The following is a 23,431-nucleotide window of genomic DNA, read 5'->3' as shown; positions in this document are numbered from 1 at the left end:
ATTCTTTCAAATTACTAACTATGAAGGTAATGTATAATTAATTAAACTAATAAATTAGAGAGGAAAATAAAAAGTAATTATGGATGCGCCAATAAATGAAGATATTTTATGAGAAGCAGCTGAAAAACTTAGAAATAAATGTTCACCTGCCGATTATCCCAATATTGTTTTAGGACTAGTTTTTTTGAAATATGTAAGTGATAAATATCAAAAAAAATATGAAGAATTAAAGGCAAATAATGATGGTAGTGAAAAAGATAAGAATTGTTATATTGCAGATCATGTTTTTACCGTTCCTGAAAAAGCACAATGAGACTATGTTGCTTCATTTTCAAAACAAGCAAATTTGGGGCAAAAAATTGAAGAAGCTTTTATTTTAATTGAAAAAGAAAACGAAAAATTAAAAGGACTTTTACCAAAAATTTATTCTAAAAGTGATTTAGATTTGACTACATTAGGTGAACTTGTTGATTTTTTCACAACACAATTGAACCTGAAAGATGTTAAGGGTGATTTCTTTGGGCAAGTATATGAATTTTATATTGGAAAGTTTGCATTAGAAGTTCCAACAAAAGGTGGCGAGTATTTTACACCCAAATCTCTTGTTGAGCTTATGGTCGAACTTTTAGAACCAAAAAAAGGTCGGGTATATGACCCTTGTTGTGGTTCAGGCGGGATGTTTGTACAATGTTCTAAATTTATTCAAGAATTTAAAGGAAATATTGACTCTATTTCAATTTATGGCCAAGAAATAAATCCTGAAACATGAAGGATGGCAAAAATGAATTTAGCAATTCATGGAATTGAAGGCGATCTTGGACAAACATATGCTGATTCTTTTACAAATGATCAACATAAAAATTTAAAAGCAGATTTTATAATTGCTAATCCACCTTACAATGTTAAAAAATACTGAAAGTCTACTCTTGAAGGGGATGAAAGGTGAGTTTTTGGAAAACCTAGCGACAATAACGCTAATTATGCTTGACTTTCTTTAATGTATTCAAAACTTAATAATAGTGGTAAAGCAGCTATTTTGATGCCAAATGGGGCTACTACTAGCAACCAAAAGAGCGATTACGAAATTAGAAAGAAAATGATTGAATCAGGCAAAGTTTCGGCAATTTTAGCATTGCCTGATAAACTTTTTGCCAATGTTTCTATTTCAGTACAATGTTGAGTGTTAGACAAAGGAAAAAATAATAGCAACATATTATTTATTAATGCCAATCAACTTGGTACTCTAATTTCTAGAAAAATTAGAGTTTTAAAACAAGATGATCTTGATAAAATAATTATGGTTTATAAAGATTTTAAAGCTGGCAATGAAATAAAACAACCTGGATTTGCTAAAACTGCTGCTTTAGAAGAAATTAAATCAAATGACTACTCTTTAAATCCAGGAAGATATGTCGGAGCTGATGAGTCCGATAAAATGTCTCAAGAAGAAATTCAAGAGGAATTAAGAAAGACTACAGCTGAATTATTAGAATTAATGAAGGAGGGGAAGGAACTAGAAGATAAAGTTAAAGAGATTTTAGAAAAAGAATTAAGATAGTGTTAACTATGTGTTGTTGATCATTATATTTATGAATAAGCAAATCAATTTCATTAAGAGCCTTGATTGATAAAGATGGAACAGCAGTGCCTTCAGTATAATGCTCCAACTTAATGGTTAATAATAAATAATAAAGGTATTTTGGAACCACAAGATTTTTATTAATCTTTGTATAAAATAATGTATCTATAGTTCAAAAAGGCCCATTTATATAAAAAGGCCTACTTATTGTCCCTTTTCTACCGATCAAAATAGACTGATGATTATAAAGCGGTTTACTAGCGTATCCTATTATTCCTCCAGTCCCTAAAATAGGAATAGTAGAAAATTCTACTTCTACTTGCTCTTGGTCTTTCCCATAACAAATCTCAACTAAATCTTTTAATTTAACGTTCTGCATCTTTTATGAAACTTATAGATTATTGTATAAACATTACAGATGGCACTCATAATACGGTTATTGACACTCCAAATACCAATTTTTATTTGCTAAGCTGTAAAAATGTTAAAGATGGAAAAATTGAAATCACAGATCAAGATAGAACAATAAGTGAATCAACTTTACTTTCTTTAAGAAAAAGAACTAATTTAGAGATTAATGATGTTGTCATAACTTCTGTTGGCACTATTGGTGAGGTTGCCACCATTAAATGCCATCCATATTTTGAATTTCAACGAAGTGTCGCCTTAATAAAGCCTAATTCTAATAAAATAATGTCTAAATATTTAGAATATTATTTAATATCCGGAAAAGGACAACGAGAAATTAAATCAAGGATTAAAGGTGTTGCTCAACCTTGCTTATTTCTTAATGACATTAAAAATATAGAAATTAGTGTTCATAAATATAATGATCAACGACACATAGTTAATACTATAGGAACAGTTGATGATTTGATTGAAAATTATCAAAAACAAGTTGAGAAAATAATTAAGTTCGGAGATGATAAATTAAGGTTTGTTTCAAAGAAAAAACAAATTTTAGATTATGCTTTTGTTTCATTGGGAGGAACTCCATCTAAAAAGCATCCAGAATATTGAAATGGAAATTTTAAGTGAATTAATTCAGGAGCAATTACTGGAACCCCCGCAATATTATATGAGTCAGAAACAATAACTGAATTAGGAATAAAACATAGTGCTAAAAAGCCGGCACAAAAAGGAGATACGGTTTTGTCTATCATTGAACCTTCAAAAAATAAAGTCGCAATTATAATGGACAATAATGTATATTTTAATCAATCAATTATTTGTATATCTCCAAAGGATAAAAACAATGGTGGTTTCTTATTTTTTGCTGCTAGATTTTTAGTTGATGAAATTAAAGGGTATGCCACTGGTTCTGCTCAACAATCTCTAAATAAGAATATTGTTGAAAAATCATGCATTTTGTCACCAAATCCTTCTATTATCAATCAATTAAAAATCCTTCAATTAAATATTATTGAATTGGAAAATAAAATAAGAAATTTAAATAAAATTAAGCAAAAACTACTAGAAAAATATTTCTAGATAGTTAACACTATAGGAACAGTTGATGATTTGATTGAAAATTATCAAAAAATTCTTGATAAACTAGTTCATATTTCAACCAAAATATATCAAGCACATAAATTAGAAAAATCTCAGCAAAGTTTAACTTTGGGTGAATGTTGCGTAATTAAAACTGGGAAGTTAAATGCAAACCAAGAAGATAAAAATGGAAAGTATTTATTCTTTACTTGTTCTCAAGAAAACCTAAGAATAAATAATTACGCTTTTGACGGCAAGGCAATTATTATATCTGGAAATGGAGAATTTACTTGCAAGTATTATGAGGGTAAATTCAACGCATATCAAAGAACATATGTGTTGAATCCAACAAAGTATTTTTATTTATTTTTAAAAGAAGTTGAATTAAATATTAATCAGTTAAAAAACGGCTCACAAGGTTCAGTTATTAAATTTATCACCAAAGGTATGCTTGAAGTTATTTCAATTCAAATATCTAAAGATTCAAATTCAATAAATAATAAGATAAAATACATTTACAATTTAATATCAAATGTCGAAAAAGAAATTGAAAATTTAAAGAAAATAAAACAAAAATTACTGGAAAAATATTTCTAGATAGTTAACACTATGGGAACAGTTGATGATTTGATTGAAAATTATCAAAAAATAAACGTATTGTTAATTGAGTTTGGAAGAGCCTATTATAAAGTGAATGTTTTCAATAATTCAAGCATAATAAAAGTTAAAGATTTAAACCTTAAATATGGAAAGTCGCTTCCAAAATCAAAAAGAAATAAGGGGAGCGTCCCCTTAATTGCTTCAAATGGAATTATTGATTTCTCAAATAGTTTTAATGCAAAAAATGCTGTTGTTTTTGGTTGCAGGGGAACACTAGGAAAAGTATTCTTCCAACAAGGGGAATGCTTTGTCTTAAACACAGCTTTTTTTATAAATAATTCATCAAATTATGGAAATTTATTTTTTGCAATTGATTTTCAAAATGGTTTTGTTTCTTATAAATCAGGGGCTGCACAACCTCAAATAACTTTAGAAGCAATAAATAAGTCAGAACTATTATTGCTTTTTGATGATAAATTAAACTATATAATCTCTTTGCACGCCCAAAATCAATCAATTATTAAGAAACTAAATAAAGTTAAATCAATTTTGCTTAATAAATACTTTACCAATCAACAATAGAATCAACAATTTGCTGTTGTTCTTCACTTGTTTTTCTTAAATATATTCTTGTAGTTTCAATAGATTCATGTCCCATCAAATCTGCAAGAAGGGCAATGTCTTTCCTTTTTTCCAAAAAATTCTTAGCAAATCTATGTCTAAAAGAATGGGGGTAAATCACATTTAAATTCATTTTATATTTTTTGCCTAAAGCCTTAAGTTGATGTGCAATGCCCCTAGTTGTTATTTGTTTTTTGTCTTTATTTAAGAACAAATATCCTTCATTTCTTTCAATTGATTCATAGTAATCGATTGCTTTATTTCTTAATTTTTTAGGAATAAATATTCTTCTTATTTTTCCTGATTTGGTGTAGAGGTCAATGAAACCACGAGTCAAATGTTCAAACTTAAATTGAATAAGTTCACTAATTCTTGCACCAGTTGCTGCTAAAAAACGGATAACAAAATATCATTCATAATTTTTATCTTTAAGTAATTTATTCTTGAAAAATTCATAATCAGCATCACTGATTACATTCTCCAAATAAGTTTTTTGTTGCACCTTTATATATTTAAGTTTTAACTTATCTTTATTAATAAATTCAAGATATTTATTAATACCTTGTATTCTTAAATTTACAGTTTTTCCTTTATATTTATCAACTAAAACTGCTTTAAAAGCAAGCAAATTTTGCTTTGTAATTTCTTCAAAATTTTCAAAATATTGTAAAACAGAAGTCTTATATGATTCAATTGTATTTTTTGATAAATTTTGATGTAATAAAAAAATTTTAAAGTCTTTCATAAAAAAATACCTCCAATTTGAAGGTATCTCACTAATAAAAATATTTTTCTAATAAAATCATTTTTATTTTTTTTAATTTTTTTATTTTCTTTCTTTGATTAAGCATTAATTCAAATAATTTCTCATATTTTTTGAATGTTGTAATTTCGTCTAAAGAATTGTAAACCAACAAAGTATTTAAATCTTTTATTGATAAATTCTTTTGAGCAGTACCCTTGCCTAAGGAAATAATTTTTGGTTTGTATTTTATTAGATAACAGTAAATATACAATTTTGAAATTGAATTAATTTTTAAAACTCGTTGATTTAAATAACAATTTTCCTCATCCACAATTCCATGCCTTCCTATATTTCCAGTCATCGTTAAGAGAATATCTCCAGGGTTTAACAAATATTTTATATCTTTGTTTTTATTGCAAATATACGATGTTGATTCTGTATCAAAACCCAAATCGCTTATATTTTTAATAGTAATAAGTTTATTCGGTGATTTTTTCACAAAATGATCACTTTTAAAAGCTTTACCACTCAAAAAAGAAAAACAATTTTGAAATTGTTGAGTTAATTCTGATTCATATTTATTAAAAAAGTGTAATGCTAATGATTCAATTTTTTTAAAATTTTGCTCTATTTTTTCAATCAAATCATCAACTGTTCCTATAGTGTTAACTATGTGAATTTTAAGTTAAAATATTATATGAAGAGTAAAAAGGGTTTTTATAAAATTAAATCTTAAAGAAAGGAAAATTTCATGATTTTTAATGAAAGCAAAGTTGAAGATTATATTCTTGAATTATTACAAGAAGAAAAATATGAGTTAATTGATGAAAATTATTCTTGATTTCAAGAAAGGCAACTTGATGAATTTATTAATAAAGAACTGCTTTTAAATTGTTTGAAAAAAATAAATATTAAATATTCAAACGATGAAAATGTTTTAGAACAAGCAATAAAAAAAATTATGAGACTTGAAAGTCTTTCTTTATTTGAAAGAAATAAAGAATTTCATAATTTGCTAATCAACGGCATCAAAATTGATTCTAAAAAATATACACCAAGGCCATTGATTAAAATAATAGATTTTGAAAATATAAACAATAATGTCTTTCAAGTTGCACATCAAATAAAATTTAAAGAATTTGATAGAAAACGAATTCCTGATGTAGTAGTTTTTATTAATGGAATTCCTTTAATAGTGATGGAACTTAAATCCTTTGCAGAAGATGCACAAAAAAACACCCTTTATGAAGCTTATACTCAACTTGGTTCTGATAGTCTAGGTGATGGTTATAGATATGATATTCCAACTTTATTTAACTATAATGCCTTTTTAGTTATCTCTGATGGCGTACTCTCAAAAGTTGGAACCTTAACCTCAAAATTTGAACGCTTCAATGAATGAAAAAGCATAAAAGGTGAAACCGGTTTAAATTCAAATGAAACCAAAAAAACTGACACCTTAATTAAAGGATTGTTTCAAAAAGAAAGACTTATTGATATTATTCATAATAATTTATTTTTTATTCAAAATAAAAATAATGAACCCAAAAAGATTTTGGCTCAATATCATCAATATTTTGGAGTTAAAAAAGCATATGAGTCTATCTTAAAAACAAAAAAACCTGAAGGAAGCGGTAAAGCAGGAATTATTTGACATACACAAGGAAGTGGAAAATCTTTTTCAATGCTTATGTTAGCCCACAAAATTTTAACTAGCAAAAATTTTGATGGGGTTCCTACAATAGTTGTATTAACCGACAGAATTAATCTTGATAATCAACTTTATAATACTTTTTTATCTGCAAAAGAGTATTTAAGATGCGAGCCTATTCAAATTGAAGGAAGAGAAGAGCTTTTAAAAACACTCGGAACTGTAAAACAAGGTGGAATAATTTTTGCAACAGTTCAAAAATTTGATAAACATAAAATAGCTAAAAACACTAGAAACAATATAATTGTTTTGGCTGATGAAGCACACAGAAGTCACTATGGACTGGAAGAAGCAATTCACTATAAAAAGATTAATGGCGATATAGAAGCTTTATTTAAATATGGATATGAAAAATATATTAGAGAATCACTACCAAATGCAACTTTTATTGGATTTACTGGAACGCCAGTAAATACGGCCGAAAGACAAACAACCGAAATTTTTGGTGATATTATTGATTCTTACGATATGACTCAATCTATTCAAGATGGAGCAACTGTAAAACTTTATTATGAAGCAAGATTTGTTACTGCTAAAGTTGATTCAAATATTCTTAATAAAATTGACAATTTTTATAAACAAATTGAAATCAGCAATAAGGCAAGTCAAGAAGATATTGATAGATCAAAATCACAAATGTCAAAAATCACTAAATTATTAGAAGATGATGACATGATAAAAGCTTTTGCTGATGATATTATTAGACATTTTGATGCAAGATCAAAAGTAAATAATGGAAAGGCAATGATAGTTTGTCAAACAAGAAAAGCAGCACTAAAAATATATAAGTATCTTACTTCATTAAAAGATAGAAATGATTTGAAAGAAAAAATTATTCTTGTTGCTACTGATTCTAATAAAGACAGCGAAGCTGAAAGAAAATTATATGGCACTTCTTATTCTAGAAGTTCTCTTGCTGAAGAATTCAAGAAAATTGATTCTAAGAAAAGAATTGCTATTGTTTGCGACATGTGATTAACTGGATATGATGTTGCAGATCTTGACACAATGTATTTAATTAAAATGATTCGTCAATCTCACAATTTAATGCAAGCAATTGCTCGTGTTAACCGTGTTTTTTCTGGAAAAAATGGCGGACTAATTGTAGATTACTTAAATCTAAAATCTTTCCTAGATAAAGCATTGAGCCAATATACTGAAAGAGACCAAAAAAACAACTGCAAAGATATCAAAGAAGAAATTTATGATATTTTAATTGAAAAACTTAATATTTTAAATGCAATGTTTAAAACTATTAATTGTTCTTCATTTCAATCTAATGATGCGAAACAAAAATTTGAAGCAATTCAAAATGGTGCAGATTTTGTGCTGCAAGATGAAAGAAGGAAGAAAGAATTCCTTGGATTGACTTTAGATTTAAAACAAGCACATAGTGTTTGTTTAAGTATCATAGAAAAAGAAATAAAATGGAACATACAATATTACTTAGCAATTAGAAGTTATATTCTTAAATTGAATAGTCATGCACAAATAGTTTCAACTGAACATATGAATCAATATGTAGAAAAATTACTAGTTGACGCTATTCAAAGCGATGAAATTAAAATATTAACTGAAGAACAATCATTTAATGATATTAGTGACGCAATAGAATTATTAAGTGAAGAAAAAATTAAAGAATTAAGGGCACAAAACCCAACTTCAATTCTTATTGAAAACATTAAAAGATTACTTGAAAAAGCCATAAGCGAAACAAGAAAAAATAATTATTATAAATCACAAGAGTATTCTCAAAAGTTAAGACACATCTTAGATAAATACAACAATCGTGGAATTAATTTTGAACCTGAAAAAGGAATAATTGCTTTAGTGGGATTTGCCAAAGAAATTTTTGATGATGAGAAAAAGGCAAACAAATTAGGACTCACAGGAAGAGAACGTGCTTTTTATGATGCACTTGTTCAAGGTAAAACTGCAAGAGATCTTATGAAAGATGAAACTTTAAAGTTAATTGCTTCTGAGTTAAAAGAGTTTTTCGATAAATACGATAGTGAAACAACTGATTGGGGCAAAAAAGAAGCAACACAAGCAAGAATAAAAATTGAAATTAAAAAGCGTTTACAAAAATATAATTATCCGCCTGAATTCCGTGATCAAACAATTGAAGTTGTTATTAAACAAGCCTATAATTTATATGAAAATGACTAGTTTAAAAATTTAAAATTATTCTTTATTTAAGTTATTTTTTGAAAATTTGCAATCAAAAAAAGAGAAGGCTTTTTGCTTCCTCTTTTTTCGTTTTTCTTTACTTGAACAAATCAACTTTTTGAATATAAAATTCAACGGCTTTATTTAATATTTCTATATCTGAATCGTGCGTGATTCTGTTTTTTGCACTTTTAATGCTTACTCATTCAACAACTTTAATTTCTTCATCTTGTTTAATGAGTATGTCACTTGTTGGTTTTGCTACAAAAAAGATCACATCTTTCATTGTGAATAGTTTTGGTGAATAGGTTGATATTTCTCTAAAGTTAGGAATAATATTAATATCAATATTTGTTTCTTCTTTTACTTCGCGAATGGCAGTTTCTTCTTCGCTTTCTCCTTCTTCAACATGGCCTTTAGGAAAAGATCAATTTCCAACATTTTGTTCAACTAATAAAACATGTAAAAGATCATTTACTTTTTTAAATACAATTGCACCACAAGATTTTTCTTTAAATACTTTTTGATTTTTCACTTTTTCACCCCATGAGTTTAAAATAAGCTTTGCTAGTACTACTAAAATTATAAAAATAGATGTATAAACTATTGCTAAAATTAGTAAAACAATTTTTACCTTTTCAAATGCATTTTCCAAATTTTGCTTTTGCGTAGCTGTTGCAGTTCAAGCTTTTAGCTTGATATTAATGGCAGTAAAACATATTGCACTTGAAACAAAGAAGATGCCTAAAAGAATGTTTATTAAGTTTAAAAAATAAATTGCTTTTCACTTTTTATGTTCACTTTTTGCTTCTTCTATTTCATTGAATTTAACATACGATTTACTTTGACTTAAATAGACTACAAAAGAAGCGAAAAATCCTATAAACATTGGTGCTGATAGATTAGAACTAATTGATTTATTTTTAATAAAAAATGCTAAAAAACCAAAGAGTAAAACTACCAAGCCAACACAAAAGGCAATTAGAACATTTTTAAAAAAATTTTTTAATGCCTTTTCAACCTTTTCATAATCACTTTCATTTTGATTTTTTTCAAAGTTAATTTTCATATTTACAATTATAAAGCACCACATTTAAAGATTTAAAAACTTATAACCAATAATTTAAATAAGTTGTTAAAATTTAATATAGTATAAGGGGTTAAAATGAGTGAAGTAGATGAAAATTATTTAGCATTATATCGTCAATATCGTCCTAAAAGATTCAGTGAAGTTAAAGGACAAGAACATATAGTAAGAGCATTAAAAAATGTAATAATTTCTAACAAAATAAATCATGCTTATTTATTTTGCGGACCACATGGTACTGGAAAAACTTCAGTGGCCAAAATTTTTGCTAACACAATTAATTGCTCTCATTCAGAAGATTTATTAAATCCTTGTCAAAATTGCATTGACAACATTGATCGTAATTTAGATATTATTGAAATTGACGCCGCATCAAATACTGGAATTGATGATATTCGTGATTTAAGAGACAAAATTAAACATCTTCCAACTAATTCAAAATACAAAATTTATATCATTGATGAAGTTCATATGCTTTCAAAAGGTGCTTTTAATGCTTTTTTAAAAACATTAGAAGAACCGCCTAAACATGCAATTTTAATTTTAGCAACAACAGATCCGCAAAAAATACCTTTAACTATTCTTTCTCGTGTACAAAGATTTAATTTCAAAAGAATTGATAAACAAATAATTTTAGAACATTTGCAATTTGTATATGGAAATGAAAAAATCAACTCAGATTTAGCAGCATTAGACTTAATTAGTCAACTTGCAAATGGTTCGCTTAGAGATGCTCTTTCTATTGCTGATCAAGTTTCAATTTACAGTAATGATAAAAAAATAATACTAACTGATGTACAAAAGTTATTTGGAATAACTGATAAAGAAAATGTTATTAAACTTTTAAATCTTTCGGCTAACCATAACATTAAAGATTTAATTGAACTATATAACAAGCTTGTTTTAGAAGGTATTAATCTTGAACGATTAATAACTTCAATGATTAACCTTTTAAAAGAATATATTGTTTATAACAAAACTCAAAGCATAAGTTTACTTGAAAACTATACTCTTTTAGATTTAAAAATGCTTGATCTTTCTTTAGATAAATGTTATGAATTTATTAATTTGCTTGTTGAAATTTTCAAAGATGTAAAATTTGCCGATTTTCCACAACAAGTTTGTGAATTAGGACTTATGAAACTTGCTTCATTAAAAACTCATGATGAAAATTTCAAAAATGAAATTAAAGAAGAAACTTTTAATATTGAAAAAGTTACAAATAATAATGACTTTGTCGTTTTAGAAGAAAAACAAGACAAAAAAGAAGTTTCAAAAGTTGAAAAAATTGAATCAAGCAGTTTAGATAAATTAAACAATTTCCTAGATCTATCTTCAATTGCAAACAAACAAAAAACTCAAGTTACTAAATTAGATGTTGATAAGATTTTAGAAGAAACTAATGAGCTTTTAATAAATGAAAAAACTCAAGAAATTGAAAGACAAACCCAAGAAACTACCATTCTTTCTCCAAATGATGACAGTGACTTTGAAGTAAATACTAAAAATCCAAGTTTTGCAAACTCAAATTTTCAAGACTATGATGATTTTGAAATAACCCAACAAGTTTCAACAAAAGAAACAAAAACAACTGGACGTTCTAAAGAACTAAGTGAAACTGAATTTGTTGATATTATTGCAAGATGTGCTTTATATCAAAAACGTTGTGTGGAACAAAATAAAATTGATATCACAACAAGTGATAAATTAAAATTCTCAACTTTTGAAAAAGTGTTAAATGAAGATTATAAACAAGCAAAAGAAGCTTTCCAAACTATGAAAATTTTACGTTCAACTAATGAATGTATTTTAATGAAATCATCAGTTAAATCTCGTGTTTGATATTTAAACGAAAATGCTTACTCAGAAGACATAGTTTTAGGTAGTGAAAAACTATTTGGAAGGTTTGTTCACATTTTCGCAATAACTGAAGAACAATTTTTGAAACTAAATGAACTTTGAAAAAAACATAAAAAAACTTATGAAACTGGTAAAGTATTTGAACCGCTAAAAGATTTATCTAAAATGTATAAAAGAAAAGACACCGCTTTTGAAAAAACAATGAAAAGTCTTTTTGGCGATGACTTTAAATACATCGATGAAGATAAAGAAAATAAGGAGTAATTATGAACATGAATGAAATGCTCAAAAGAGCAAAAAAATTACAAGTTGAAATGGAAAAAGACGAAAAAGCATTACAAAACCAAGAATTTGAAGTTACAAAACAAGGAATAAAGGTAGTAATGCTTGGAACGAGAAGAATTAAATCTATTACAATAGATGAAGCTTTGATTGATCCAGATGATCCTGAACTTGTTCAAGATTTAGTTATGTTAGCTATTAATGAAGTTTTAGAAATCATAGATGATGCATATGATGATGTAAATTCTAAATATTCTAATTCAGGAATGCCAATCTAATGAACTTTGTTGAAATTGAAATTTTAGAAAAGAAGCTAAAGGAAATAACTAAACTTTCACTAAAACAAGTAAAAAAGATTGCATTTAATCTTTTAAATTTATCTGAAAATGAAATTTTCAATCTAAATCAAGCAATTTCTAAAGCAAGAGAAAATATTAAAAAATGTAAGTATTGCAATAGTTACACCGATAAAGAAACTTGTGAAATTTGTAGTGATAAAAAAAGAAGCAAAAAATATCTTGTAGTTGAAAAATATGATGAAGTTTCTAAATTTGAAGAAATTGGAATATGAAATGGTAGATATTTTGTTCTAGAAGGACTATTAGATACAAAAACTAGCCAAGAAATTGTTAATCAAAATATTATAAATTTTGTCGCTTTGGCTGAAAATGTTGATGAAGTAGTGTTAGCATTATCATCAACTTTGCAAGGACAACTAACAATGCAACAAATTAAGAAATTATTGCTTGATAAAAATAAATTTAAAAACGTTTTTACTCTTTCAACTGGAATTCCTTTAGCAGCTGAAATTGAATATATAGATCCTGTGACACTAAAAGAATCTTTAATTAATAAAGTAAAAATTTAATGGAGTTAAAAATGAAAAAAGGTAAGTTTATTGTAATTGAAGGAATGGATGGTTCTGGAAAAAGTACAATAGTTGAAATGCTTAAAAAGCAAGTTGCAAAAGATAAAAAAGATGATCAAATTATTTTTACTCGCGAACCTGGTTCTGCCTTTTCAAAAGAAGCTGAAAAAATTCGCAATTTAATTTTAGATAATAATAATGAGTTTTCTACTATGGCTGATGCAATGCTATTTGCAACCGGAAGAAGAATTAATTTAGAAAAAGGAATTTGACCAGCACTTGAGGCAGGAAAAACTGTAATTTCTGACCGTTATTGACACTCTTCTTTTGTCTATCAAGGCATCCTTGGGAAGGTTGGGCTTGACAAAGTCAAAACTCTAAATAAAATCGCAACTGACAATTCAAATCCAGATTTGGTTATCTTTTTTGATCTTAAGCCAGAAATTTCTCTTTCAAGATTAACAAAACTCAGAGACAAAATGGATAGGCTAGAACATAATAATTTATCTTATTATGAGAAATTAAGAGATGCTTATCATGAAGTGATTAAGGACGATCCTGAAATTTTTAGAGTCATAGATTCAAACTGCACAATTGAAGAACTTTATCAAAAAGTAGTAAATATTCTTAAAAAAGAAGGTATTTTTTAATGACAAAAAGCAAAGAATTTAATCAAATTTTGCAAAATTCAATAGAAAGAAATAAACTTTCACAGGTTTATCTTTTATCCGCAAAACAAAATGTTGATTTAGATTCTTATGTAATTGAAATGATTAATAAAATCAACGATGAAACCTTTGTTTTTTTAGAAAGTTTAACTAAACATCCAATCTATTTTTTAATTGATGGAAAAGAAAAAACTATTAGTAAAGACACAATGCTTGAAGCAATGAAACAACTTACTGAATCAAAACTTAGTGAAAAGAAAAGCAAGAAAATTTTGATTGTAAAACAAATTGACAATGCTTCAGCACAAACCTTAAATGCTTTATTAAAATTCTTAGAATCACCACCTCAAGATGCAATTGTTATCTTAACCACAAATGCCATAAACAGAGTTTTAAAAACAATAAAATCAAGAGCGTTTTTACTTACGATTTATGAAAAAAATGATGAAGAAATTGTTGATCCTTTTTCACTCTTTTTTAAAGAAATTGCATCACCTCAAATACCATTAAATGAAATAAAAAGCGATGCGAATATTCAACTTATTAATGAACTTAAAGAAGCACTTACTAATTCATACAAAAATCAATATGCTTATATTTTATTTATTACTGAAAAGTTAAATAAAAACAATGCTTATGTCTTACTTTCAGCATTGCAATATTTTTATAGAGATATATTTTTATACAATAGTTCTTCAAAATTTGAGTTTATGTTTTTAACCAAAAAAGAGATTAGTAAGATTGCAACATTTGGTGAATATGAAGAGGTTTATAAAATTGTTTTGAATTTTAAAAAATCTCTTACTACAAATGAAAATTTCATAATTCAAAAGGCTAATTTCATTGCAAAATTAGGAGAACTTTATGGACTTTAAATTATTTGTAGTTGGTACTCCAATTGGAAATCTTGACGATATTACTTTAAGAGCAATCAACACCCTAAAAGAAGTTGACATAATTCTTTGTGAAGATATTAGAAATAGTCAAAAACTTTTAAAACATTTTGAAATAAATAATAAAAGTTTAATCAGTTATCATAACTTTAATGAAAGACAAGTTGCTCCAAAAATTATTAAACTAATTAAAGAAGAAAATAAAAAAGTTGCTCTAATTTCTGATGCTGGAATGCCTTGTATTTCTGATCCAGGATTTTGCATAATTTCTCTTGCTAAAAAAGAAAATATTTTTGTTGATGTAATTGGCGGACCCACCGCTTTAATTCATGCAATTATTAAAGCAAATCAAAGTTCAACTTTTACCTTTCTTGGGTTCTTAAAAGACAAAACATTACAAAGACAAAATGAACTTAAAAATTTAACTTTTAATACTTATGTTGCTTATGTTTCACCACACAAACTTGAACAAACTTTAAAAGATTTTGCATTAGTTTTTAATAATGAAATTGACTTATTTTTAATCAAAGAAATGACTAAAGTTTTTGAAACCACTTATGAAGGAAAACCACTTGAAATTTTAGAAAAACTTAATGGAAATTTCAAGGGTGAATTTACAATTGTTTTTACCATTAAAAAGCCTGCAAGTGTTAAGGTTAATAAGTATAAAAATTAAGAACAAAGAGTAGATTTTATTTTATAAAACTAAATTTTGGATTTTTAAAAAGTTGGTTAAAATATGCTAAAATAATTAATGCACTTATACGGCGTACGTGGCGAAGTGGTTAACGCTCCGGGTTGTGGCTCCGGCATTCGAGGGTTCGATCCCCTTCGTACGCCCCATTTTTATATTTTTTCTATTAAAATTAAAATTGGTTTCTATATACAATTGCGATATAAGGGTATATTAAATTCAATTCATTTCTATTATTGTTTTAAATGTTTAAATAAGGTTTATATTCGTTCGTTAAAGTCGTTTTCATTAATGTTTTATTATTATATTAATTCATAATGTATTTTATTGTTCCTTTCTTTTCATATCTTTACAAAGAAACAAAAAAATCAAGACTTACACACATATAATTATTTAAAAAAAATCTTGCTCCTCAAGGGGCAAGATTTTCTATTTAAAGTAGCAAATTAATTAGAATCTTAGTGATAAACAGCTTAGTCCACCATCTAGTTTTTTATATTCAGATGTGTCACATTCTACAACATTGTAAATACCTAAATCTTTGATAGCCTTTAATACTGTTGGGTATCCTTTAGGAACGATAACGGTTTCATTCATTCAAATACAGTTTGCAGCGTATCCTTCACTTGCTGGAACTACAATCTTGTTAAAGTCATTGAAAATTGGGTAGGTTAGGAATTCTCCTGAAATTAATAAGTTGTTGTGTTCTAGATAGTTAACTCCAGTTTTTAAGTGTAACATTTCTGTCATTGGAACTGGATAAACTTTTTTGCCGTGTTTTGCCATAATGTTAAAGAATTGGCGAATTCCTTCACGGTTAGTTCTTTCTGACATACCAATAAAGTATGTGTCGCCAACCATCATAACATCTCCGCCGTCTACTGTTCCTGGGGCTTCAATTTTGTATAGATGTTTACTATCAAAGAATTTTTGTAATATAGGAAGCATTTCATGTTTTTCACCATTACGTGATGCTGCACCAGGGTTTGTTAAAATTGCAAATTCTCCTGGGTGAATAACAGCAGTGTCTTCTACGAAACATGAGTCTGGGAATTTTTCATTTTTTTCAGCTATTGTAACTTTAACGCCAGTTGCTTCAAGTTTTTTAATATAGTCTTTGTGTTGTTCTAGAGCTAGTTTGTAAATTGGTTTTCCTAGTTCTGGAGCAGATGTAATACCATCAACCATGCTTGATGCTGGTGTTTTTACAATACAGTTGTTAAATTTTTTCATATTTTGACCTCTTCTTTTTTATGTGTTGTTTGAATTTTTTACACAATTTCATTATAAATGAAAAAACCTTATTTTTTTGCTTATCATGAAGTAATTTTGAAATAAGAAAAATTACTCTTCTTATGAAGAGAAATACGATTATTTAATTTTACTACAATTTTTACATTATTTTTTTAATTTTTTCAATTAATTTTTGCTTAGTAAATTCAAAGTATTCTTTTAATTCGTTAAGCTTACCACTTTTCCCTGTTTTTTCAAGGCCCAAATTGTATTTAGCATAGTTTTTTCAACCTAAAGTGCTGCCACTTTCTAAAGAAATTGACTTATCTCACTTGTAATTTAACTTATCAAGATTATCTATATTTGAAGCAGAAATTAAATTTAAATCTAAATCATCTGCAATTTCACTTGCTATTTGTAAATCATAACCAGTCGAAATAAGTGTGAAATCCGATTTGCCTTTTCTTAAAAAATATGAACCATTAATAAATTTGAATTTATCACTTTTTTCGAGATTTTTTACTGCTTGGTTATGAAGCAACAGTATGCAAGGTTCATTTAGTTTGTTATAAAGAAGTTCAAAAGCCCCTTTTAATTCTTTTTCATCTACCGGACGCAATATCTTTAGATCTTTAATTGTTCTTAAAGATGCAATTTCATATAAAGGTTGCTTTGAATATCCTTCAAGGTTATCAAAAACTGAATCATGGGTGAAAACAAACATAATTTTTAATTTCATATCTTTTGCAAGTTTTATTGAAGGTTTGATTAAATCCGCATAGATTAATTTAGTTGCTAAAACAACATTTAAATTTGCATATGAAGCAATTCCTAAAGAAATTGCTCCCATTGCTTGTTCTCTTTTTCCAAAAAATAAATCTCTACCATATTTATTGTTTGGAGCAAGCAAGCCAGTTGCTCCTCTTATGTTTGTTTCACGTGAAATATCTGCCGTTGAGATTAGAAGTTGGTCAAATTTACTACTTATATTGTTAATGATTTTTCCAGCAAGAAAACTTAAAGATTTTTCATTTTGACTTATTACATCATTTAAGTTAATTTTGATTTCACTCTCTAGAAATTCTTTAAGTTTTTTTGTTGCAAATCAGCTGTTATTTTCAATTTTTTTCTCTAAATTTGCTTTATAAAAATTAATAACATCATCTTTGATTTCAAAGTTATTATGTCTTTTGTAAGTTATTCTATCTTTTATTTCTTGAATATCTTCCTTTGAAGGAATATAATCATTGGCAAAAACAGAGTTTTCTACTTTTGTTCCTTCGCCAATTATGGTTTTGATTTCAATAATAGTTGGACGATTTCCTTTTTTAGCATTTCTTATTGCCTTATTAATTTTCGAAGTAATATTTTCACAGAAAATATAGTTTCAACCCATTGCATTGTATTTCTTTGATTTATCACTTTTTGACATATAAGGAATATATGCATCGTTTTGAACGCCGTTAGCATCATAAAGAATAATTAATTTACTTAGTCTTTGAGTTCCTGCAAATGAAATTGCCTCTTGACTAATTCCTTCTTGCAAGTCGCTATCGGAACAAAGAACATAAGTATTGTGTGAAATTTCAGGAAATTTTGAAGACATTATTTCTTCAGCAAGTGCAAGACCAACTGCATGTGAAATTCCATGGCCTGGAAGTCCAGCATGAATTTCTTGCATTCTTTGAACATCTTTTTCAATAAAAGCTGGTGTTTTTGAGTTTAGTTCATGAAAAGATTCTAAATCTTTTTTACTTAAAAGTCCTAAGATATATTGCATTGCATAGTAAATTGAAGAACCATGAGATGAAGATAAAATAAACCTGTCACGGTTGATTCAGGTCGGGTCAGTTAAATCGAATTTTAAATGATAACAAAATAAAGAGTGCATGATGGTTGCTGCACTTAAAGCAGCACCAGAGAAACCAAAATTTGCTTTTTCAATCATTGCAAGAGCATTGATTTTTAAATTATCAATACAAATTTGGTCAATATTAGCACTATATTTCATCATATACTCCTGCGTAAATTAAGTTTATATTATTTGGTTTAGTGTTGATTAATGAAAACAGTTTTTGTTCTATTAATGAAATTAATTTTTTAGTTTCAAAACTAAAGTTAGCAGTTTTAGAAAGACGATAAGAAAGTTTTATAGTAACATTAGTTTTTGATGAATTGATATTAATTTCAATTTCACTAACAAGTTTAATGTTTTTTATATCATCAAAGATTGATTTTAAAGAATTATAAATAGCTTCTTTTTCAACTTGAAAGATCATATTCATTCTTGTATTTACATTAATATATTCCATAATTATGCTCTTCCAATATATTTACCAGTTTCAGTTGAAACTAAAATTTCTTCGCCTTCTTTAATAAATAAAGGAGTTTCAACTTCAAAATCTGTTTCTACAATAACCTTCTTTTGTGCTGCTTGAACTGTATTTCCTCTTACAGCATCTGGTGCTGATGTTACTTTTAAAGCAACATTAACAGGAAGTTCGATATCTAAAACTTCTTCATTAAATTTTCTAACTTGAACTTTAAGTCCTTCTTTTAAAAAGTTGAGTTCTCATTTAACATGTTCATTTGGAATTTCGATTTGCTCAAAAGTTTCTTGATCCATTAAAACAATTCCATCGCCAGAGTTGTATAAAAAGTCCATATTTACTTTTTCAATCATTGCTTTTTCAACTTTTTCTCCGCCAGTGAATGACTTAATAGTAATTGAGCCAGTTCTTAAGTCTTTAACTTTAACTTTTACGTTAGCTTGACCTCTACCTTGTTTTGAATGTTGTGCTTCTAAAACAACATAAATATTTCCTTCAAGTTGGAAAGTTACGCCTTGTTTTAAATCATTAACATTAATCATAAAATTCTCCTAGTCTTAATAATATTATTAAAACATTATACACTATATTGTGTTAGTTCTTTTGCTACTTTGTTACAAAAAAAATCTATAAATTTTATTAATTTTATGTTTTTGCAACAAGCAAGTAAAAAGAAAATGTGCAAAGTATTTGCACACTTTAAATAATTATATTTTTTTCAATTCACTCACATTAAAACTATGCAGACTATCAAAGTTTGTGAAAAGTTTATCTTTTGTTTCGTTAGTAAATTTTAAATTTTTCATTTCTAATTTAATTTGACCGGTGTATTTATCAAAAATAGGTTTTTTTATTAATTGTGAATAATTTAATTCAACTCAATCTCTATTTGTTTTATCAGAAAGTAAAAAACTATTTGAAATATTACCGCTATAACGTAATGGTAAGTGATAAGGTAAAGTTCCATTTTCATCAATTACAAATTCTCTAGCTTTTTCATCATAACGCATTTTGATTGCAGGATTGTAAGTTTGAACAAGCATATTGTCTTTGACTTTTTCAGAAATTTTATCAAACTCAACACTTTCTTTTGACCTTCCATTGATTATATAAATATTGTGAGGTTCAAATATTGTAAATTCTGCAGGAAATATACTTGCATCTTTTCTACTTGCATCTTGTAAATAAGTAAATTGTGTTAAAGCAGGGGTTCAAAATTCATTGCTTTTAATTGTTGAAAAAATGAATTTTGTATAGATATTTTCTTGTCAAAAATATTCTGGGTTTGCTTTATTATTAACTAAAGGTGTTTCCATTAAGTTTTCATCAAATTTGACTAATAATATAGAATAATCTTGAAATTTATAAACTGATTTTCCTGTTTGAAAATTCTTGGTTGAAACTTCAGAGTTTTTTATCATATTTGATTCCACTTGGCATGTGAAAGCTCATGCTAAATTGTATTTTGATTGCCTTCTACTATAAACATATCTAAAATCAATATTGTTTTCTTTTCTCTTTGTAAAGCGTTTTATATTTGTATAAATTCTTACATAATCTTTTCCATATTTATAATTATTTAATTCAATTTCATAATTTTGATTGCTTCCATTTATTTTGAATTGAAAACATTTTTTAAAAATATTCACTTCGCCATAAATATAGTCTTTATGCATATAAATACTTATTTCATGATCATCAAATTCTCTCTTTTTAACTTCAAAAAATACAGTTTGCCTCTTTTTAACTTGTCTATAAAATTTAGCCGGATTATGGTTTTCAATAGGATGTTTAACTTTTAAGATCTTAAGAAGATATTCATTTTGTTGAATTCATTCTTCTTGAAATGTTTCCGTTTCACTAGCACTAATTTGAACTGGTAGCATTTAGTTTAATTTCCTTTCATTTACCTTGCTTTTCATCCAACTTCTTACTAATATTTTGCAATTTTAATTTGATAAGACCACTATTTTTATCTAAAAGGGCAATTGGTATATTAATAGGCATCTTAATTGTTTTATCTATTCCATCATTTAAACTTTGTATTTCAATTTCAAAGTCATATTTACCTGAAAAATTAGCAGGAAATCTTAATCCTTTTTCATAAGATGCTACACTTTGACTTTCGACAAAATCTCTAGCTTGCTTGTCAAAATAGTAAGATTTATTGAAATGAAATTTTACTCTTAATTTTTTGTTTTTTAAGTCTTGATCAATGTTTGGAGTGAGGGCAAATTTTCTGCCAGTTTTTTTATCAACTAAATATATTCTTTTGGTTAAAAGTTTTTGTTTTAAAAGTTTGTATTTTTGAGTTAAATCAATTGATTCTTCATCATAAACTTCTGCTTCTAAAATATTAAAATAAGGTTCATTTTGTTTATAAGGAAGCATTTTAAAATCTAAAGTTAACATCTTAAAATTAAAGTTATTTTTTGCACTAGTTTCATTTAGTAAATCTTCATCTAATCTAAGTGTAAATTTATCCACATATTTTATTGCAATTTTATTTCGACTATAAAGAGTCATTTCATCAAAAGTTTTATTTAATTTAAAGTCAACTTTTAGTTTTAAAAATCCTTCACGTTCGTGACCACTTTCAATTGTGAAAGTATTGTCAAAAAACACTGATTCAATTTCGAAAATATATTTATCATAAAGAGAAAATTTGAAAATATAGTAATCTTCATCTTTATAACAACTATCAAATTTTTTACCATCGATTGTGAAGGCTAAATTTCATGGTTCTTCATTCGAGTTTTTCTTTCGTGTTACAAACTTTTTGTGTACTATTGCTTGAGCGAAGGTGATGCCTTCCTTTCGCTCAAAATTAATTAAAATAGGATTTTGGTTTAACTCAGTTAAATCAGAATAGTAGTATCTATCAGGCCTTTTCTTAGCTTTTCTAATTAATGCTACTTTTTGTGCTTTAACTCAGAAATTGTGCGGGTTAATTGTTCAATAATCTGATCGCTGTGTTTGACTAAGAGTAATCAACGTTTGTCTTGATTAAACTTTTGCAGTTTTCCAATGGTGATGTCGAATTGCATTTTAAATTAACTAAATATCTTAAATAGTAATCGGAAGTAATTCATTTCGCCATGTTACTCTTTTCTGCCTACACAGGTAGGCATTTTTATTTTGAAGCAAAATTTCTTATTTTTTTAAATTTTGAGACTTTCAAAAATTTTTATTAATTATTAAATTAATTAATAAGTCATTTTAAAAGTCTCATTTTCAGGCCACATCTCTATATAATTTGCTAAAATATCTAATATGAAAAAAGAGAATTTTAAATACAAATCACTTACAAAAAAAGAGCAAAAAATTTATCAAAATTTAATTTCCAAACTCTCAACTTGACTTAAACAAAAAGTTGCATCATCTTTTTCTTCAGGCATAACTTTGGGAATTAGTGGAGGTGTAGATTCTGCCACACTTGCTTGTCTTTGCTCGCGTATATTTGCTGAAAATGCTTATTTTTATTACTTCAAAACCGGCGAAGATTTAGTTACTGAAAATCATGTTAAAAAACTTGAAAAAACATTGAATCATAAAATTAAAATAATTGAATTGACTGAAAGTTTTGATAAATTAACTAAAGATTTAAAGGTGAAAAATAAAAAAGTTATTGCTAATTTAAAATCAAGATTTTTTATGGCATCTCTTTATGCTAAAAGCCAAGAAAAAAATACTTTGGTTTTAGGAACTGATAATTTTGATGAGTATTTTTTAGGTTATTTTACAAAGTATGGAGATGGCGGATGTGATCTTTTACCATTTGCTAATTTGAAAAAATCTGAAGTGTATGTTTTAGCTAATCTTTTAAGTGTGCCAAAAGAAATCATTGAAAAACATCCATCAGCTAATTTATATAAAAAGCAATATGATGAAATTGAACTTGGCTTTACTTATGAAGAGTTTGAAAAATGAAAACTTGATAAAAATTTAGTAAGTAATAAAACCAGCGAAAGAATTGAATATTTGCATAAAATTTCAAATCATAAACGTGAATTAATTCCTAAAGGTCCCAAATTAAAATAAGGAGTAAATGATGATTAACATTATTTTATATCAGCCAGAAATAAATGGCAATACTGCAAATATTATTAGAACCACCTTTGCCACAAATTCAAAATTGCACATAATTAAACCAACTGGTTTTGATTTACATCCACATTGACTTAAAAGAAATGGTGCTGGTCATCTTTTGAGCGAAGTTCCTCATGAAATTCATACAAATTATGATGCTTTCTTTAAAAAATATAAAGATAAGAATATCTTTTATATAACTCGCTATGGTCTTAAAAATTATACGAAAGTAAATTTTCAAAAAGAAAATAAAAAATCTGGCGAAATTTGAGTAATGTTTGGTGCTGAAAGTACAGGAATTCCTAAAACTATAATGCAAAAGAAGATTAAAAATTGCTTGCGAATTCCAATGAACGGATCTTGCCGTAGTTTAAACCTTGCAAACTCAGTTTCAATAGTTATCTTTGAAATTTTAAGGCAACTCAAATTTGAAGGATTAAGTGAATTTGAAGTTCAAAAAGGAAAAGATTTCATCTTGAAATAATTTATTTATTTAATTAAAGAAAGGAGA

The 23,431-nt window shown here is 26.8% G+C and carries 23 protein-coding genes and 1 tRNA gene; 14 read left to right on the top strand and 10 right to left on the bottom strand.

Going from position 1 to position 23,431, the window contains the following annotated elements; genetic code table 4:
• Nucleotides 1-79: 79 nt before the first annotated feature.
• Nucleotides 80-1,558, top strand: a complete 1,479-nt coding sequence (locus R9C05_RS01390) for a type I restriction-modification system subunit M (protein WP_121940736.1) — start codon at nt 80-82, stop codon at nt 1,556-1,558.
• Here R9C05_RS01390 and R9C05_RS01385 read toward each other — a convergent pair.
• The gene (locus tag R9C05_RS01385; RefSeq protein ID WP_121940737.1) at nt 1,527-1,958 is read right to left on the bottom strand and encodes a restriction endonuclease subunit S; all 432 of its coding nucleotides are present in this window, start codon (nt 1,956-1,958) and stop codon (nt 1,527-1,529) included. The two genes, R9C05_RS01390 and R9C05_RS01385, sit on opposite strands and share 32 nt — an antisense overlap.
• Before the next feature lie 5 nt (nt 1,959-1,963).
• Between R9C05_RS01385 and R9C05_RS01380 the strand changes: the two genes are divergently transcribed.
• Genes R9C05_RS01380 through R9C05_RS01370 form a run of 3 tightly spaced genes read left to right on the top strand, consistent with a single transcriptional unit; the run spans nt 1,964 to nt 4,252 of the window.
• Nucleotides 1,964-3,070 carry a restriction endonuclease subunit S gene (locus tag R9C05_RS01380; protein WP_121940738.1) on the top strand — a complete coding sequence of 369 codons (1,107 nt, stop codon included), beginning with the start codon at nt 1,964-1,966 and terminating at the stop codon, nt 3,068-3,070.
• Between the two features lie 30 nt (nt 3,071-3,100).
• On the top strand, nt 3,101-3,667 hold the full coding sequence (locus R9C05_RS01375) for a restriction endonuclease subunit S domain-containing protein (protein ID WP_121940739.1): 567 nt from the start codon (nt 3,101-3,103) through the stop codon (nt 3,665-3,667).
• A 12-nt stretch (nt 3,668-3,679) separates the two neighbouring features.
• Entirely contained in the window at nt 3,680-4,252 is a 573-nt protein-coding gene (locus tag R9C05_RS01370) for a restriction endonuclease subunit S (protein WP_121940740.1), read from the top strand.
• On the opposite strand, the gene R9C05_RS01365 is transcribed toward R9C05_RS01370, so the two are convergent.
• Together R9C05_RS01365 and R9C05_RS01360 are read right to left on the bottom strand one after the other, a co-directional pair.
• Complete coding sequence (locus R9C05_RS01365; protein ID WP_121940741.1) at nt 4,236-5,036, bottom strand: tyrosine-type recombinase/integrase; 801 nt, start codon at nt 5,034-5,036, stop codon at nt 4,236-4,238. The two genes, R9C05_RS01370 and R9C05_RS01365, sit on opposite strands and share 17 nt — an antisense overlap.
• A 31-nt stretch (nt 5,037-5,067) precedes the next feature.
• Nucleotides 5,068-5,679 (bottom strand): restriction endonuclease subunit S, encoded by a 612-nt coding sequence (locus R9C05_RS01360; RefSeq protein WP_170141523.1) that lies wholly within the window; start codon nt 5,677-5,679, stop codon nt 5,068-5,070.
• A gap of 108 nt (nt 5,680-5,787) precedes the next feature.
• Between R9C05_RS01360 and R9C05_RS01355 the strand changes: the two genes are divergently transcribed.
• Nucleotides 5,788-8,916, top strand: coding sequence for a type I restriction endonuclease subunit R (locus tag R9C05_RS01355; RefSeq protein WP_121940743.1), 3,129 nt, complete (start codon nt 5,788-5,790; stop codon nt 8,914-8,916).
• 97 nt (nt 8,917-9,013) lie between these two features.
• Here the strand turns inward: R9C05_RS01355 and R9C05_RS01350 are convergent, their stop codons facing one another.
• Nucleotides 9,014-9,985, bottom strand: coding sequence for a bis(5'-nucleosyl)-tetraphosphatase (locus R9C05_RS01350; RefSeq protein ID WP_277870180.1), 972 nt, complete (start codon nt 9,983-9,985; stop codon nt 9,014-9,016).
• Nucleotides 9,986-10,081: 96 nt separating this feature from the next.
• On the opposite strand from R9C05_RS01350, the gene dnaX reads away from it, so the two are divergent.
• The 7 genes from dnaX to R9C05_RS01315 all read left to right on the top strand — a co-directional run bounded on the left by dnaX (nt 10,082) and on the right by R9C05_RS01315 (nt 15,417).
• The gene (dnaX, locus tag R9C05_RS01345) at nt 10,082-12,127 is read left to right on the top strand and encodes a DNA polymerase III subunit gamma/tau (RefSeq protein WP_121940744.1); all 2,046 of its coding nucleotides are present in this window, start codon (nt 10,082-10,084) and stop codon (nt 12,125-12,127) included.
• Nucleotides 12,128-12,135: 8 nt separating this feature from the next.
• Entirely contained in the window at nt 12,136-12,423 is a 288-nt protein-coding gene (locus R9C05_RS01340; protein ID WP_277870181.1) for a YbaB/EbfC family nucleoid-associated protein, read from the top strand.
• Entirely contained in the window at nt 12,423-13,013 is a 591-nt protein-coding gene (locus R9C05_RS01335) for a toprim domain-containing protein (RefSeq protein WP_121940746.1), read from the top strand. Before R9C05_RS01340 ends, R9C05_RS01335 begins: the two co-directional genes overlap by 1 nt.
• Before the next feature lie 11 nt (nt 13,014-13,024).
• A complete protein-coding gene (gene tmk, locus R9C05_RS01330; RefSeq protein ID WP_121940747.1) occupies nt 13,025-13,663 on the top strand; it encodes a dTMP kinase in 639 nt (212 codons plus the stop codon).
• Nucleotides 13,663-14,556: a DNA polymerase III delta subunit-related protein gene (locus R9C05_RS01325; protein WP_121940748.1), complete on the top strand. Its 894-nt coding sequence runs from the start codon at nt 13,663-13,665 to the stop codon at nt 14,554-14,556. The genes tmk and R9C05_RS01325 overlap by 1 nt, the downstream gene beginning before the upstream one ends.
• Entirely contained in the window at nt 14,546-15,250 is a 705-nt protein-coding gene (gene rsmI / locus R9C05_RS01320; RefSeq protein ID WP_121940749.1) for a 16S rRNA (cytidine(1402)-2'-O)-methyltransferase, read from the top strand. Before R9C05_RS01325 ends, rsmI begins: the two co-directional genes overlap by 11 nt.
• A gap of 91 nt (nt 15,251-15,341) precedes the next feature.
• Nucleotides 15,342-15,417 (top strand) — tRNA-His (locus tag R9C05_RS01315).
• A gap of 301 nt (nt 15,418-15,718) precedes the next feature.
• Here R9C05_RS01315 and R9C05_RS01310 read toward each other — a convergent pair.
• The 6 genes from R9C05_RS01310 to R9C05_RS01285 all read right to left on the bottom strand — a co-directional run bounded on the left by R9C05_RS01310 (nt 15,719) and on the right by R9C05_RS01285 (nt 21,825).
• A complete protein-coding gene (locus R9C05_RS01310; RefSeq protein WP_121940750.1) occupies nt 15,719-16,501 on the bottom strand; it encodes a dimethylarginine dimethylaminohydrolase family protein in 783 nt (260 codons plus the stop codon).
• 160 nt (nt 16,502-16,661) lie between these two features.
• On the bottom strand, nt 16,662-18,515 hold the full coding sequence (locus tag R9C05_RS01305; protein WP_121940751.1) for a thiamine pyrophosphate-binding protein: 1,854 nt from the start codon (nt 18,513-18,515) through the stop codon (nt 16,662-16,664).
• Complete coding sequence (locus R9C05_RS01300) at nt 18,502-18,813, bottom strand: MMB_0454 family protein (RefSeq protein ID WP_121940752.1); 312 nt, start codon at nt 18,811-18,813, stop codon at nt 18,502-18,504. The genes R9C05_RS01305 and R9C05_RS01300 overlap by 14 nt, the downstream gene beginning before the upstream one ends.
• Nucleotides 18,814-18,815: 2 nt before the next feature.
• The gene (gene efp / locus R9C05_RS01295; RefSeq protein WP_121940753.1) at nt 18,816-19,373 is read right to left on the bottom strand and encodes an elongation factor P; all 558 of its coding nucleotides are present in this window, start codon (nt 19,371-19,373) and stop codon (nt 18,816-18,818) included.
• Between the two features lie 165 nt (nt 19,374-19,538).
• On the bottom strand, nt 19,539-20,717 hold the full coding sequence (locus R9C05_RS01290) for a hypothetical protein (RefSeq protein WP_121940754.1): 1,179 nt from the start codon (nt 20,715-20,717) through the stop codon (nt 19,539-19,541).
• A complete protein-coding gene (locus tag R9C05_RS01285; RefSeq protein WP_121940755.1) occupies nt 20,698-21,825 on the bottom strand; it encodes an MHO_1580 family protein in 1,128 nt (375 codons plus the stop codon). Before R9C05_RS01285 ends, R9C05_RS01290 begins: the two co-directional genes overlap by 20 nt.
• Before the next feature lie 279 nt (nt 21,826-22,104).
• On the opposite strand from R9C05_RS01285, the gene nadE reads away from it, so the two are divergent.
• A complete protein-coding gene (nadE, locus tag R9C05_RS01280) occupies nt 22,105-22,872 on the top strand; it encodes an NAD(+) synthase (protein ID WP_121940756.1) in 768 nt (255 codons plus the stop codon).
• Between the two features lie 10 nt (nt 22,873-22,882).
• The gene (locus R9C05_RS01275; protein WP_121940757.1) at nt 22,883-23,404 is read left to right on the top strand and encodes a tRNA (cytidine(34)-2'-O)-methyltransferase; all 522 of its coding nucleotides are present in this window, start codon (nt 22,883-22,885) and stop codon (nt 23,402-23,404) included.
• Nucleotides 23,405-23,431 lie beyond the last annotated feature (27 nt).

Source organism: Metamycoplasma subdolum (assembly GCF_033546815.1).
GTDB lineage: Bacteria > Bacillota_I > Bacilli_A > Mycoplasmatales > Metamycoplasmataceae > Metamycoplasma > Metamycoplasma subdolum.
The sequence above is the reverse complement of the archived record's forward strand: the minus strand, read 5'-3'. Positions and strand labels throughout refer to the sequence as shown.